Source organism: Flavobacterium sp. GW823-FHT04A11, assembly GCF_058796535.1.
In genome coordinates this window covers 3,591,831-3,606,132 of record NZ_CM179503.1, presented here as the reverse complement: position 1 = coordinate 3,606,132, position 14,302 = coordinate 3,591,831, and the positions used below count along the sequence as shown (strand labels likewise).

Genomic DNA, 14,302 nt, shown 5'->3' with positions numbered 1-14,302 from the left:
AAGAAACATGATGAATTACTTTTTACAGAAAGCAATTCAATTAAATTGGAGTGTCGATAATGTTACAGCATTTCGGCACTTTTTTTATGTATTTTATTCTTACATAGGCATTTAAATATATTTATAGTTTAGTTTTTGGTTGATTTATTTATTTTAAAAAGTTTTTTTCCTCTAGTTACAGCCTTTGGAAAATATTGTAATCTGATTTCCGTTCATTTCAAAACTGGTATCATTACCAATGCTTTTGCAAATAATTTTAAGTTTTTCCGGTAACGGCTGATCGCTTAGTGAAGTTGTTAAATGACAGTCGTTTAATTTATCTTTTGGATAATCAATATTAACCAGATACGCTTGTTCTATGGTTTCAAAAATCTGAGCAATCGGAATATCGTTAAACTCAAAGCTCAACTGCTCGATATTTCCAACACTTTTAACCAGAACTTCGTCTTTTGTAATATTGGTTATTTTATTAAAAACTAAATCTTTACGAATAAATCGAAGCGCCTGATTAGGAAGTAAAACCACTTCATGATCTGTTGCATTAGAAATTAAATTATTAGATTTTACCCTTACTTTACCGGTGCGAACAAGAACTTCAACATTTTGCTGATCCTGATATGCTTTAATTCTAAAACTAGTACCTACAACTCTTGTTACAATTTCGTTTGCATAAACAAAAAAAGGTTTTTTGGGATTTTTACTAATTTCAAAGAAACCTTCGCCGGATAAATAGACCTTTCTTTCATTTCCGGTAAAGATTTTAGGATAACTTAATTTACTTTTTGGCTGTAATAAAACCGAACTTCCATCAGATAATGTAATAGTTTGAGAAATATCCGAGTTATTAGTCTGTTCAACCAGTCCTTCGTTATTTTCTTCTATCAATTCATTGTAGGTAACAACAGTATTGCCAGTGATGGTATTATTTTTAAAAGCCCAAACAGATAATAAAGAAATAACCAAGGCTGCTGCGACACCAGTCAGCCAATACTTTTTTAGCTGTACTACTTTTGATTTTGTGGTTTTATAAAAATTTTCTTTTATTTCGATTTTTTTCCAGGTTGCTTCTAATGCTGAATAAATCTCGTTTTGAGATAAATTAGCATTCGTAACTTTCATGGCTAACAATAAAAGTCTGGCATCCTCAACTAATTTGGCTCGTTGACGATTTTCTAAAGTCCATTCCTCCCAGCCTTGTTCATCAATTTTAAATAAAACCCACAATTGAAAGGATTGATCGGATAAAAGGTCTTCGATTTCGGTATAAGTATTACGTTTTTGCATCTTAGAAATAGGGTTACAAAAACATAGAGGACACTTTTCTTATTACATACTCACTTAATTGTGATTTTTTTTAAGTTTTTTTTAAGAAAATTGTAAAACCCCCGAAGATAGTAGCAAAAGATAGGTTAAATTGCCCTTCCATTCTTTACGAAGACTCAATAATCCGCGGTATAACAGGTTATTTGCCGACTGATAATTAACATCTAGCAATTCGGCTATTTGTTCAACAGCCAAACCCTGATGATATCTTAGATACAAAGCCTCTTTTTGACGTGGCGGCAAATCATTTAAAAGTTTATTTAAATATAAAACACGTTCTGCAGTCACTTCATCTTCAACCAGATCATTTTCGATCGAGAAATCAAAAAGAAATTCAAGTGCTTCGGTCGAAGTCGTTTTACGAAAAATATGATCTCTTTGAAATAAGCGGGCTATTCGTTTTCTAACACTTGATAACAGATAAGCTTTTACAACAACATTTTCCTGCAATGAGTTTCTGTAAACCCAAATATCAGCAAAAACATCCTGAACAGAATCCTGCACCTTTTCTGAAAAAGGCGAAAGTGAATTTCCGTAACTAATTAAATCTTTATAATATCTTTCAAAAAGCAGCGAAAAAGATTTTTCATCGCCAGCTTTTAAATTACTCCAAAGAGTATTATCGTCTAATGGTTTGCTATTTAAAGTTTGGCTTTTCATAATTTATTCAGGCGTGGTATATTTTCGAAGAAATGCTTTTCTTAATGTTGAGAGAATAGTTTTTTAACATTATCCTTTAACATTGTTCGATAAATATATAAAAGCAAAAATATAAAAACAATTTTTTTACAAAAAGGAAGCAGTTTCTTAATATACAAACTGCTCCTTATCTTAGACTACATCAGGGATCTTAAATAAATGTTAAAAAATATTTTTATTTGAAGAACCTTACAATTGTGAGATTTTACAGATACTTATATAAGTTTATTCTTTAATAAATTTTGCTGTTAAAAACCCCTTATCAATTTAACTTAGTCAAAAAACATAATTTTTTTAGATTGAAATTCCCAATAAAACAGCAACTATTAACACCAAACACAATAAAAAAAGCCTTACTAAATAATAGTAAGGCTTTCGAGAAATTTTATTTCAAACAGCTTTTAAAAAGCTACATTCCATCTTGGTAATTTTGAATTTTCATCTAAGAAATTTTGCAAAACCTGTCCTTCAACTGCAGTTGGAATTGCTTTTACATCTGCATTAAAAGTTTCGTACCAAACTACTTCAAGAGCATCAATACTTTCTAATTTCATTTGTGCAGGCCATGAATATTTTCTTCCTGTTTTTGCAAATTGGTGTCCGTTTACGATTTTATCATATAAACCGCCATTTTTGCTTTTTAGAGTTCCATCATTTTGAACAGTTCCTGTAGAAGCAACCATGATTAATTCTTTTGCATCACCTTCAATAGCGTAAACTACAAAAACTCCTGCACCAGCTTCCGGAGCATTACAAGCTTGTTCTAAACTATCTTCAATGGTAAAAGTAAAACTATTGCTTACTTTAAACTTTTCTAATTCTTTGTACATATTTCTTATTTTAAGCTTCTAAGTTCTATCCCGATAGCAATCGGGACTAAGTTGCTGAGATTTTAAATTTATTCCGTACATTTTAAAAATGTAAAAAAGTCTCAACAAATATTGAGACTTTTTTGGAATTTGTTATCTTGAATACTGGATCTTAACCAAGTACTTCTTTTACTTTTTTACCAATTTCAGCTGGTGAATCAACAACGTGAATTCCGTTGTCTCTCATAATTTGTTTTTTAGCAGCAGCTGTATCATCAGAACCACCAACAATAGCACCTGCGTGACCCATTGTTCTACCTGCAGGAGCAGTTTCTCCAGCGATAAAACCAATAACTGGTTTACGGTTACCATCAGCTCTAACCCATTTAGCAGCATCAGCTTCTAATTGACCTCCAATTTCACCAATCATGATGATAACTTCAGTTTCAGGATCGTTCATTAATAATTCAACAGCTTCTTTAGTTGTAGTTCCAATAATTGGATCTCCACCAATACCAATAGCTGTAGTGATTCCTAAACCTTGTTTTACAACCTGATCTGCAGCTTCATAAGTTAAAGTTCCTGATTTAGAAACGATACCAACAGTTCCTTTTTTGAAAACAAAACCTGGCATAATACCAACTTTAGCTTCACCAGGAGTAATAACTCCAGGACAGTTTGGTCCGATTAATCTAGAATTTCTTTCTTTAACATAATTATTAGCTTTAATCATATCTGCTACAGGAATTCCTTCTGTAATAGCAATAATTACTTTGATTCCAGCATCAGCAGCTTCCATAATTGCATCAGCAGCAAAAGCCGGCGGAACAAAAATGATAGATGTATCAGCCCCAGCTTGATCTACAGCATCTTTTACTGTATTAAAAACCGGACGGTCTAAATGGCTAGTTCCCCCTTTTCCAGGAGTAACACCACCAACAACATTAGTACCGTACTCAATCATTTGAGAAGCATGGAAAGTTCCTTCGCTTCCTGTAAATCCTTGAACAATTATTTTGGAATCTTTATTAACTAAAACACTCATGATATATATTTTATGTAGTTTTTAAAATTGTGTTGCAAAAATAAGGTTTTGTAATCTATTTTAACCTTTTTGTCATCAAAAAAATTAAGAAAATTGACTCATTTGATAACCGCGATAAAGTTTGTCATCTTTAATTTGCCAAATCGTAGCAAAATGTGCCAATAACATTTCTTCTCTTGGGTTTTCAATCGTTTTCACAAAATGAGAATAACGTACTGAAACTAAATCATCTTCGGCAATAATATGACTTATTCTTACCTTAGAACGCACATACGCGCGACTTAGTTCGTTGGCCATTGCTAACATCGAATCATAATCCATCTCAATCAATCCTTTGGTACTATTCCAATCCAACTTAACATCGGGATGCAAATAAGTTTTCATGATTTCGCTATCAATTAAGGCATCCGACTTATAAAATTTTTGAACAAATTCTTTTATAGACATATTACTTCAATTTATTTAGAATTTCAGGAATCTTTTTGATATTGGCTAATTGTTTTAACTTTTCTCTTGATTCTTCTATTGGAGTTCCAAAATAAGATTTTCCGCCTTCAACAGATTTCGTAACACCGGTTTGTCCCATAATAACAGCCTTCGCTCCTATTGTGATTCCGCTCGTTGTTCCTACTTGTCCCCAAATTGTAACTTCATCTTCGATAATAACACAACCTGCAATACCTGTTTGTGAAGCAATCAGACATTTTTTACCAATTACAGTATCATGTCCAACGTGAACCTGATTATCCAATTTTGTTCCTTCTCCAATGGTTGTATCGCCGGTTACGCCTTTATCTATTGTACAAAGAGCTCCAATACCAACGTTATTTTCAATAACAACTCTTCCTCCGGAAATTAACTGGTCAAAACCATCCGGACGTTTTTTATAATAGAAAGCATCGGCTCCTAAGATAGTTCCCGCATGAATAATGACATTATCGCCAATTACGGTATTGTCATATATGGTAACATTAGGATGAATTAAACAGTTTTTCCCAATGATTACATTGTTTCCAACAAAGCAATTAGGCTGAATCACAGTTCCTTCTCCAATAGTTGCAGAAAGTGATATGTTTACAGTTGTGGCCTGAAAAGGTCTAAAATGTTTGGTTAAAGTATTGAAATCTCTGAAAGGATCATCAGAAATTAAAAGTGCTTTACCTTCCGGACAGTCTACTTTTTTATTAATTAAAACAATTGTAGCGGCAGATTGTAAAGCTTTATCATAATATTTAGGATGGTCAACAAAAACAATATCGCCTGGTTCAACAACATGTATTTCGTTCATACCTAAAACCGGAAAGTCTTGGTCTCCTATAAATTCGCAATTAAGCAAATTTGCAATTTCTCGTAAAGAGTGAACTTTTGGAAATTTCATATAATTATTAGTTTTTAGTCTCAGTTTTCAGTCTCAGTTTTCAATCTATATTAACAAACTGCCAACTGAGACTGAAAACTGAAAACTCATAAAAACTACTCTTTTACACGCTCCATGTAAGAACCTGAAGCGGTATCAATTTTAATTTTATCACCTTCGTTGATGAATAAAGGAACGTTTACAGTTGCTCCTGTTTCTACCGTAGCAGATTTTGTTGCGTTTGTAGCTGTATTTCCCTTTACTCCCGGCTCAGCATACGTAACTTCAAGAATTACAGAAGATGGCATATCTACAGATAAAGGCAAATCCGTTTCAGTATTAACCTGAACCATAACGCTTGTACCTTCTTTTAATAATCCTGGAGCATCCAAAATATTTTTATTTAAAGAAATTTGCTCATAAGATTCTGTATTCATAAAGTGAAATTCATCTCCTTCAGCATATAAAAACTGATAATTATGTGTTTCAACACGTACATCGTCAATTTTATGTCCCGCAGAAAATGTATTGTCTAATACTTTTCCAGTTGTTAAACTTCTCAATTTTGTTCTTACGAAAGCTGGTCCTTTTCCAGGTTTTACGTGAAGAAATTCGATGATTTTATAAATATCGTGATTGTATTTAATACATAATCCGTTTCTAATATCTGATGTAGATGCCATTTTGTTTGTTTTATTTAATATTTCGTTGAATCGTTAAATCGTTTATTTGTTTCGACTAAACGATTCAACAAATAAACGATTGAACTTTTATTTAATAATTTCCTGAATAACCTTTCATGATTCCTCTTGATGAGTTTCTGATAAAATCTAAAATCTCATCTCTCTCAGGAGTAGCTTCCATTTCAGCTTCAATAATACTTAAAGCCTGAGTTGTATTGTAATTTTTTTGGTATAAAATTCTGTAAATTTCCTGAATTTCTCTAATTTTTTCAGTACTAAATCCTCTCCTTCTTAAACCAACTGAATTAATACCAACGTATGATAATGGTTCTTTTGCGGCTTTTGTATAAGGAGGAACATCTTTTCTAACCAAAGATCCACCGGAAATCATCGCGTGATCTCCAATATGTATAAATTGATGAATCGCTGCCAAACCACCAATTACAGCATGATTTCCTACTACAACGTGACCTGCAAGAGCAACTCCGTTTACAATAATAGCATTGTTTCCAATTTCGCAATCGTGAGCAATATGAGCATAAGCCATAACTAAACAATTGTTTCCAAGAATCGTTTGTCCGGAAGCAACTGTACCTCTGTTTATCGTTACACATTCTCTGATAGTACAATTGTCGCCAATTATCGCAAGAGAATCTTCTCCGCCAAATTTTAAATCTTGTGGTACCGCAGAAATTACAGCTCCTGGAAAAATATTGCAATTTTTACCAATACGAGCGCCTTCCATGATGGTTACATTTGAACCAATCCAGGTACCATCACCAATAACAACATTATTGTGAATTGTTGTAAAAGGCTCAATTACAACGTTTTTAGCGATTTTAGCGCCAGGATGAACATATGCTAATGGTTGATTCATCTGTATGTTTTATATTTTAAATTAAAATAGTCTAATTTGGGCAACAAACGTAAACAATAATTTTCATTAAATTATTATTGTTTTTTTACAATTTGCGCCATTAATTCTGCCTCAGTAACTAATTTACCATTTGCGTAAGCGTTTGCCTGCATGTGGCAGATCCCTCTACGGATAGGAGAAATCAACTCGCATTTGAAAATTAAAGTATCACCCGGCAATACTTTATGTTTGAATTTAACATTGTCAATTTTCATAAAGTACGTTAAATAATTTTCAGGATCCGGAACTGTACTTAATACTAAAATTCCTCCTGTCTGAGCCATAGCTTCAACAATTAAAACTCCCGGCATAACCGGAGCTTCAGGAAAATGTCCTACAAAGAAATTTTCGTTCATAGTCACGTTCTTCAAACCAACAACGTGGCGATCAGACATTTCTATAATTCTGTCAATCAACAAAAACGGTGGACGGTGTGGTAACATCGCCATGATTTTGTGAATATCCATCAAAGGTTCTTTATTCAAATCATAAACCGGAACATGATTTCTTTGTTCGATTTTAATGATTTTTCCAATTTTCTTAGCAAATTGGGTATTTACATAGTGTCCTGGCTTATTAGCAATAATTTTTCCCTGAATTCTTACTCCAATTAAAGCTAAATCTCCCACAACATCTAATAATTTATGACGTGCAGCTTCGTTTGGATAGTGTAAAGTAAGGTTGTCCAAAACTCCATTTGGCTTTACAGAAATTTTATCTTTACCAAAAGCTTTCTTTAAATTCTCCATTGTAGATTCAGATATTTCTTTATCTACATATACAATTGCATTATTTAAATCTCCACCTTTAATTAAACCATGCTCTAATAAAGATTCTAATTCATGCAGGAAACTAAAAGTTCTTGAATTTGCGATTTCATCTTTAAAATCGGCAATACTTTTCATGGTTGCATTTTGAGTACCTAAAACTTTAGTACCAAAATCTACCATTGCAGTAACCTGATAATCATCGCTTGGCATTACCAAAATCTCGCTTCCCGTAGCTTCATCAGTAAACGAAATAACTTCTTTTACTACATACACATTACGTTTGGCATCTTGCTCTTCGATTCCGGCTTTTTCTATAGCTTCAACAAAATATTTTGAAGAACCATCCATGATAGGCAGTTCAGAAGCATTTAATTCTATGATAACATTATCCAGATCACATCCGACCAATGCGGCTAAAACATGCTCAGGAGTTTGAATTTTTACACCTAGTTTTTCTAAATTGGTACCTCTTTGCGTATTAACAACATAATTAGCATCAGCTTCAATCACTGGCTGACCTTGCAAATCTACTCTTACAAAAGTGAAACCATTATTAATTGGAGCTGGTTTAAAAGTCATTGTAACTTCTTTTCCAGTGTGTAATCCAACTCCTGTTAGCGAAATTTCATTTTTGATGGTCTTCTGTTTAACCATTATTTCCATTTTTTGGGTTTATTATTTGTTTTTTTAATTCGTCCAGTTCGGCAACAATTTTAGGCAAGTTCTTAAAATGAACGTATGATTTGTTAAAATCCGTATAACCCAGCGATGGAGTTCCCTGCAAAATTTCATCGTCTTTGATGTTTCTTGCTACTCCTGACTGCGCCTGAAGCCTAACATTATTACCTATTATTAAGTGGCCTGCGATACCAACCTGCCCGCCAATCATACAGTTTTCGCCAATTTTTGTAGAACCTGCAACGCCTGATTGAGCAGCAATTACAGTGTTTTTACCAATTTCTACATTATGTGCAATCTGAATTTGATTGTCTAATTTAACTCCTTTTCTAATAATCGTAGAACCAAGAGTTGCTCTGTCAATTGTAGTATTGGCACCAATATCTACATTATCTTCTATAATTACGTTACCAATTTGTGGTACTTTACTATAAATTCCTTCTTCATTTGGCACAAAACCAAAACCATCTGCGCCTATAATTGTACCCGAATGTATCGTACAATTATTACCTATTATAGTTTCAGAATAAATCTTAGCGCCAGCAAAAATATATACATTGTCACCAATAACAACATTATCGCCAATAAAACTATTAGGATATATTTTTACATTATCTCCTAAAACTACGTTTTGACCAATATAACTAAAGCTTCCCAAATATAGATTTTCTCCATATTTAGTTCCTTCAGACAGAAAAGAGTGCGCTTCAATTCCGTTTTTATTCAATTTTACCTGATTGTAAAACTGCAAAAGTTTAGAAAAAGAGGCATACGCATCTTCAACTTTTATTAAAGTGGTAGTGATTTCGGCTTCTGGTACAAAACTATCATTAACAATCGTTACCGTAGCCTTTGTAGTATATATGTAGTTGATATATTTCGGGTTAGCCAAAAAAGTAAGCGATCCTTCCTCGCCTTCTTCAATCTTAGAAAGTCGAGAAACTTCTGCATTGGGATTCCCAACAACTTCTCCTTCTAAAATTCCTGCTATTTGTTCTGCTGTAAATTTCATCGCGACAAAAATATAAAAAATAGATTTTAAATGTTAATTTTAGATAAGTTGTTTTGGAAAACAGATATAATATTTTGTCACCAGTTTAGATAACGATTTCAAATTCAGCTGATCAGACGCTTCAACAACATCCTCAATTGTTTTATCTTTTTTCAAAATTCGTATCGGTTCGGCTTCTTTGCTGTAAGCCTGGTTTTTTATTTTACCTCTAAAAATAAAATATCCGGCGTCTACTGCCGAAATATGATGTTCCTCTGCAAATTCTTCCTTTAGAGATTGGGATTCTTCCATCGGAATCTTTTCTGCACTCAACTTAATCTTTAGTAAATCTCTGTTAATGATCATTTTACTTAATGTAGAAAGTATAAAATCATCTTGCTTTTGCCAGGCTTTTAAGGCACTGATAATATCAAAATCGTCTAATTGAGAAAATAAATCTAATTTCTCTGCATCAAAATTTTCAAGTGTAATTTTATTTTTCATGAAATACAAAAGCGGTTCGCTGCAAGGCAAATTCACTCCTTTTAAAGTAAGCTCTTTGGCTCTCTTTAAAGTCTTCATCAAAATTAATTCGGCAACCAGGCTTGTTTTATGCAAATACGCCTGCCAATACATTAATCGTCTCGAAAGCAGGAATTTTTCAACAGAATAAATTCCTTTTTCTTCGATAACCAAAACGCCGTCAACAACATTCATCATCTGGATCAAGCGCTCCGAATTTACATTTCCTTCTGCAACTCCGGTATAAAAACTATCACGCTTCAAATAATCCATTCGATCCATATCTAACTGACTTGAAATCAGTTGCAGCATGAATTTTCTGTGATATTCTCCTTTGAAAACCTGAATGGCCAAACTTAATTTTCCGTCAAATTCATCGTTTAACTGATTCATGAATAATAAAGAAATCGCTTCGTGATTGACATCTTCAACAATACTTTTTTCCATAGCATGCGAAAATGGTCCGTGCCCAATATCGTGCAGTAAAATAGCAATCAATAAAGCGCATTCTTCTTCCTGAGAAATCGCAACGCCTTTAAAACGAAGTGTTTCAATAGCTTTTTGCATTAAATGCATACAGCCTAAAGCATGATGAAAACGGGTATGATTGGCTCCGGGATATACCAAATAAGATAATCCCATTTGAGAAATACGTCGCAAACGCTGAAAATACGGATGCTGAATTAAATCGTAAATAAGCTCGTTCGGGATGGAAATAAACCCATAAATGGGATCATTAAATATTTTTAATTTATTTATGTGGGTCACTATTTGGTTATTTTTTGGTCAACAAATATAAGTAATTAACTATAAACAGCTTTGGGTTTTTAACTTAAAAAATTACGATTTTACAGTATTAATTTCTTCATCGATAACAGAACTAAAATTAATTTTCAAAAAAAACTCAATTTGTTATTCTCAATTTTATACTATTTTTAATACTTTTTAAGTTCTATACTTTTAAATTGCATTAAAATTAATTTGTTTATGGATAAGATAAAAATACTTTGGGTCGACGATGAAATCGATCTTTTAAAGCCACATATATTATTTCTGGAAAAGAAAAACTACGAAGTAACAACCTCTAATAACGGTCTGGACGCCATTGCTTTATTTGAAGAAGACAATTTTGATATTGTTTTTCTGGATGAAAATATGCCCGGAATGAGCGGCCTGGAAACACTTTCTGAAATGAAGGAGAAAAAATCGGCAATTCCGATGATTATGATTACCAAAAGCGAGGAAGAATACATTATGGAAGAAGCCATTGGTTCTAAAATCGCCGATTATTTGATAAAACCGGTTAATCCAAACCAGATTTTGTTGAGTTTAAAGAAAAATCTGGATCACTCACGGTTAATTTCTGAAAAAACAACTCTGGATTATCAAAAAGAATTTAGAAAAATTTCGATGGAATTAGCCATGGTTAATTCGTATGAAGATTGGGTTGAATTGTATAAAAAATTGATTTTCTGGGAACTTGAATTAGAAAATATCAACGATCAGGGAATGATTGAAATTCTTGAATCCCAAAAAGTAGAAGCCAATTCACAATTCGGAAAATACATTGAAAGAAATTATGAAGATTGGTTTGAGCCAAAAGCCGATAAACCAATTCAATCAGATACTTTATTTAAGGAATTAGTAGTTCCTGAAATTAAAAAGAAAGACAAGCCTATTTTGTTTGTGGTAATTGATAATTTGCGTTACGATCAATGGAAATCTTTTGAAAGCGTTGTTGCCAATTATTATAAATTAGAAAAAGAAGTTCCGTATTTCTCCATTCTTCCAACAGCTACACAATATGCCAGAAACTCTATTTTCTCCGGTTTACTGCCTTTGGAAATGGAGAAAAAATTCCCTGAATATTGGAAAAACGATGTCGAAGACGGCGGAAAAAATCTTTATGAAGCCGAATTTTTATCGGCACAATTAAAACGTTTAGGTCTTGATATTAAGGAAGATTATTTTAAAATCACGAATTACGCGGGAGGTAAAAAATTAGCCGAAAACTTTAAAGCTTTAAAAGGCAATGATTTGGTAACGGTTGTTTACAATTTTGTAGATATGTTATCGCACGCCAAAACTGAAATGGAAGTAGTAAAAGAACTTGCTTCTGACGATAAAGCCTATCGTTCTTTGACTTTGAGCTGGTTTAAAAATTCTCCATTGCTGGAAATTATTCAGCAAGCTCAGCTTTTAGGTTTCAAATTAATCCTGACGACAGATCACGGAACAATTAATGTAAAAAACCCATCAAAAGTTGTTGGAGATAAAAATACAAGTCTAAATTTGCGCTACAAAACCGGACGTAGTTTAACGTACGAGCAAAAAGATGTTTACGTAGTAAAAGAACCTAAAAAAATTGGTTTGCCCGCTATAAACATGAGCAGTTCGTTTATTTTTGCCAAAAATGATTTGTTTCTGGCTTACGTAAATAATTACAATCATTATGTGAGTTATTACAAAAACACGTATCAGCATGGCGGAATTTCGTTAGAAGAAATGATTATCCCGTTTTTGGTATTTAATCCGAAATAAAGATCAGTTTTCAGTCGCAGTTTTCAGTTTTTTACTGAGACCGAAAACTGTGACTGAGACTATTATAAAAATAAATTTAAGCAATGAATATCGTTTTTTCATTAGATCAGATTCAAGAAACAGCAGAGAAAATTTTAGCACAAAATCCTAAAAAAATCATCCTTTTTAATGGAGAAATGGGCGTTGGAAAAACCACTCTCATTAAACAGTTATGCAAAAGCCTTGGTGTTAAAGATGCCACAAGCAGTCCAACTTTTTCTTTAGTAAATGAATACTATACTATTAATAATGAAATAGTGTACCATTTTGATTTTTACCGATTAAACAAAGAGACCGAAGCGCTCGATATGGGCGTTGATGATTATTTATACTCCGGAAACTGGTGTTTTATCGAATGGTCTGAAAAAATTGAAAATCTAATTCCTGAGGAACATTCTGTTGTAAATATCGAGTTATTGGCAGATGGAAAACGAAAATTAGAACTAGTTTAATTTCGCAGAGATTCGCTAAGATTTCAAAGAGAAATAAAGAAGAATTATAAAAAACTTTGCGAATCTTTGGGCAATCTTAGCGAATCTTTGGGCAATCTTAGCGAATCTCTGTGAAACAACATAATAAGAACAATTTTCTATTCAGAAGATGTAAAGAATCAACATCAAAAATAGAAAAAACAATACCTTAATATTAGCTTTCAGTATTAGCAGAAAATTTGCACTAATTTTAAAACTTTTTACGTAATTTGTACCCTTAATTTTTCGCACAATCCATGTCAATAACCTTAACTCCATTTACGAAACAACAATTGTTGCCACAAGAAGAAAAACTTGAAGTGGGCCGCTTTAAAAGAGAACTTTTCATAGGAATACCTAAAGAAACAAGTTATCAGGAACGTCGTATTTGCCTGACGCCGGACGCAGTAAATTCTTTGACATACGAAGGACACCGCGTTATGATTGAATCCGGAGCGGGAGAAAGTTCAAGTTATTCTGATAAAGAATATAGTGATGCGGGCGCAGAAGTTACAAAAGATACAAAAAAGGTTTTTGGCTGTCCAATGCTGCTTAAAGTTGAGCCGCCTACTTTGGCTGAAATTGAGATGATTAATCCTGAAACAATTATCATTTCTGCCATTCAGTTAAAAACCAAAAAGAAAGCTTATTTTGAAGCTTTGGCACAGAAAAAAATAACGGCACTTGCTTTTGAATATATTAAAGATGAAGACGGATCTTATCCAGCTGTAAAATCTTTAAGCGAAATTGCCGGAACTGCTTCTATTCTTATTGCATCAGAATTGATGATTACAGATGAATTTGGAAAAGGACTTTTATTCGGAAACATTACCGGCGTTCCTCCTACTGAAGTTGTAATTCTTGGTGCGGGAACAGTTGGCGAATTTGCTGCCAAAACCGCAATCGGACTTGGGGCAAACGTGAAAGTTTTTGATAACTCGATCACAAAATTACGCCGTTTACAGAATAACTTAAATCAAAGAATTTTTACTTCTACAGTGCAGCAAAAAGCATTATTAAAAGCTTTAAGACGTTGTGATGTTGCGATTGGTGCGATGCGCGGAAAAGAACGCTGCCCGATTATTGTAACCGAAACTATGGTTGAACACATGAAAAAAGGCGCTGTAATTGTAGATGTTAGCATCGATACAGGCGGTTGTTTTGAAACTTCGGAAGTTACAACACACGAAAAACCAACTTTTATAAAGAGTAATGTACTGCATTATTGTGTACCAAATATTCCATCAAGATATTCTAAAACTGCCTCACTTTCAATAAGTAACATCCTAACTCCTTATCTACTTCAGATAGCCGAAGAAGGTGGTTTAGAGAGCTCTATAAGATGCAATAAAGGCCTGAAAAATGGGGTCTATTTATACCACGGAATCCTAACAAACAAAGCAATTGGCGAATGGTTTGATTTGCCCGATAACGATATTAATTTACTTGTATTTTAAAG

General features: G+C 33.1%; 14 protein-coding genes. 3 read left to right on the top strand and 11 right to left on the bottom strand.

What is annotated here, in order from left to right; genetic code table 11:
- Positions 1–171: 171 nt before the first annotated feature.
- The 11 genes from AC3QL1_RS15625 to AC3QL1_RS15575 form a co-directional block, all read right to left on the bottom strand.
- Positions 172–1,284, bottom strand: a complete 1,113-nt coding sequence (locus AC3QL1_RS15625) for a FecR family protein (protein WP_492492777.1) — start codon at positions 1,282–1,284, stop codon at positions 172–174.
- Positions 1,285–1,365: 81 nt separating this feature from the next.
- The gene (locus tag AC3QL1_RS15620) at positions 1,366–1,983 is read right to left on the bottom strand and encodes an RNA polymerase sigma factor (RefSeq protein WP_492492775.1); all 618 of its coding nucleotides are present in this window, start codon (positions 1,981–1,983) and stop codon (positions 1,366–1,368) included.
- A 440-nt stretch (positions 1,984–2,423) separates the two neighbouring features.
- On the bottom strand, positions 2,424–2,852 hold the full coding sequence (locus tag AC3QL1_RS15615) for a hypothetical protein (protein ID WP_492492773.1): 429 nt from the start codon (positions 2,850–2,852) through the stop codon (positions 2,424–2,426).
- A 151-nt stretch (positions 2,853–3,003) separates the two neighbouring features.
- Positions 3,004–3,876: a succinate--CoA ligase subunit alpha gene (sucD, locus tag AC3QL1_RS15610; protein WP_492492772.1), complete on the bottom strand. Its 873-nt coding sequence runs from the start codon at positions 3,874–3,876 to the stop codon at positions 3,004–3,006.
- Between the two features lie 84 nt (positions 3,877–3,960).
- Positions 3,961–4,323, bottom strand: a complete 363-nt coding sequence (locus AC3QL1_RS15605) for a nuclear transport factor 2 family protein (RefSeq protein ID WP_492492770.1) — start codon at positions 4,321–4,323, stop codon at positions 3,961–3,963.
- A gap of 1 nt (position 4,324) precedes the next feature.
- On the bottom strand, positions 4,325–5,254 hold the full coding sequence (locus AC3QL1_RS15600; RefSeq protein ID WP_492492768.1) for a UDP-3-O-(3-hydroxymyristoyl)glucosamine N-acyltransferase: 930 nt from the start codon (positions 5,252–5,254) through the stop codon (positions 4,325–4,327).
- A gap of 95 nt (positions 5,255–5,349) precedes the next feature.
- Positions 5,350–5,916, bottom strand: a complete 567-nt coding sequence (efp, locus tag AC3QL1_RS15595; RefSeq protein ID WP_492492766.1) for an elongation factor P — start codon at positions 5,914–5,916, stop codon at positions 5,350–5,352.
- Between the two features lie 91 nt (positions 5,917–6,007).
- Positions 6,008–6,793, bottom strand: a complete 786-nt coding sequence (gene lpxA, locus AC3QL1_RS15590; protein WP_029270176.1) for an acyl-ACP--UDP-N-acetylglucosamine O-acyltransferase — start codon at positions 6,791–6,793, stop codon at positions 6,008–6,010.
- Between the two features lie 74 nt (positions 6,794–6,867).
- The gene (locus AC3QL1_RS15585) at positions 6,868–8,256 is read right to left on the bottom strand and encodes a bifunctional UDP-3-O-[3-hydroxymyristoyl] N-acetylglucosamine deacetylase/3-hydroxyacyl-ACP dehydratase (protein WP_492492763.1); all 1,389 of its coding nucleotides are present in this window, start codon (positions 8,254–8,256) and stop codon (positions 6,868–6,870) included.
- Positions 8,249–9,292: a UDP-3-O-(3-hydroxymyristoyl)glucosamine N-acyltransferase gene (lpxD, locus tag AC3QL1_RS15580; protein WP_492492761.1), complete on the bottom strand. Its 1,044-nt coding sequence runs from the start codon at positions 9,290–9,292 to the stop codon at positions 8,249–8,251. Before lpxD ends, AC3QL1_RS15585 begins: the two co-directional genes overlap by 8 nt.
- A gap of 39 nt (positions 9,293–9,331) precedes the next feature.
- A complete protein-coding gene (locus AC3QL1_RS15575) occupies positions 9,332–10,561 on the bottom strand; it encodes an HD domain-containing protein (protein WP_492492759.1) in 1,230 nt (409 codons plus the stop codon).
- Between the two features lie 219 nt (positions 10,562–10,780).
- On the opposite strand from AC3QL1_RS15575, the gene porX reads away from it, so the two are divergent.
- The 3 genes from porX (at position 10,781) to AC3QL1_RS15560 (ending at position 14,300) form a co-directional block, all read left to right on the top strand.
- Complete coding sequence (gene porX, locus AC3QL1_RS15570) at positions 10,781–12,334, top strand: T9SS response regulator signal transducer PorX (protein ID WP_492492757.1); 1,554 nt, start codon at positions 10,781–10,783, stop codon at positions 12,332–12,334.
- Positions 12,335–12,417: 83 nt separating this feature from the next.
- Complete coding sequence (tsaE, locus tag AC3QL1_RS15565) at positions 12,418–12,825, top strand: tRNA (adenosine(37)-N6)-threonylcarbamoyltransferase complex ATPase subunit type 1 TsaE (RefSeq protein ID WP_492492755.1); 408 nt, start codon at positions 12,418–12,420, stop codon at positions 12,823–12,825.
- A gap of 275 nt (positions 12,826–13,100) precedes the next feature.
- Positions 13,101–14,300, top strand: coding sequence for an alanine dehydrogenase (locus AC3QL1_RS15560; protein WP_302096074.1), 1,200 nt, complete (start codon positions 13,101–13,103; stop codon positions 14,298–14,300).
- Positions 14,301–14,302: the final 2 nt, after the last annotated feature.

Excerpts from the sequence above, each read along its gene's own strand:
- AC3QL1_RS15625 (WP_492492777.1), bottom strand. The coding sequence starts at position 1,284 with ATGCAAAAACGTAATACTTATACCGAAATCGAAGACCTTTTATCCGAT.
- AC3QL1_RS15620 (WP_492492775.1), bottom strand. The coding sequence starts at position 1,983 with ATGAAAAGCCAAACTTTAAATAGCAAACCATTAGACGATAATACTCTT.
- AC3QL1_RS15615 (WP_492492773.1), bottom strand. The coding sequence starts at position 2,852 with ATGTACAAAGAATTAGAAAAGTTTAAAGTAAGCAATAGTTTTACTTTT.
- sucD (WP_492492772.1), bottom strand. The coding sequence starts at position 3,876 with ATGAGTGTTTTAGTTAATAAAGATTCCAAAATAATTGTTCAAGGATTT.
- AC3QL1_RS15605 (WP_492492770.1), bottom strand. The coding sequence starts at position 4,323 with ATGTCTATAAAAGAATTTGTTCAAAAATTTTATAAGTCGGATGCCTTA.
- AC3QL1_RS15600 (WP_492492768.1), bottom strand. The coding sequence starts at position 5,254 with ATGAAATTTCCAAAAGTTCACTCTTTACGAGAAATTGCAAATTTGCTT.
- efp (WP_492492766.1), bottom strand. The coding sequence starts at position 5,916 with ATGGCATCTACATCAGATATTAGAAACGGATTATGTATTAAATACAAT.
- lpxA (WP_029270176.1), bottom strand. The coding sequence starts at position 6,793 with ATGAATCAACCATTAGCATATGTTCATCCTGGCGCTAAAATCGCTAAA.
- AC3QL1_RS15585 (WP_492492763.1), bottom strand. The coding sequence starts at position 8,256 with ATGGTTAAACAGAAGACCATCAAAAATGAAATTTCGCTAACAGGAGTT.
- lpxD (WP_492492761.1), bottom strand. The coding sequence starts at position 9,292 with ATGAAATTTACAGCAGAACAAATAGCAGGAATTTTAGAAGGAGAAGTT.
- porX (WP_492492757.1), top strand. The coding sequence starts at position 10,781 with ATGGATAAGATAAAAATACTTTGGGTCGACGATGAAATCGATCTTTTA.
- tsaE (WP_492492755.1), top strand. The coding sequence starts at position 12,418 with ATGAATATCGTTTTTTCATTAGATCAGATTCAAGAAACAGCAGAGAAA.
- AC3QL1_RS15560 (WP_302096074.1), top strand. The coding sequence starts at position 13,101 with ATGTCAATAACCTTAACTCCATTTACGAAACAACAATTGTTGCCACAA.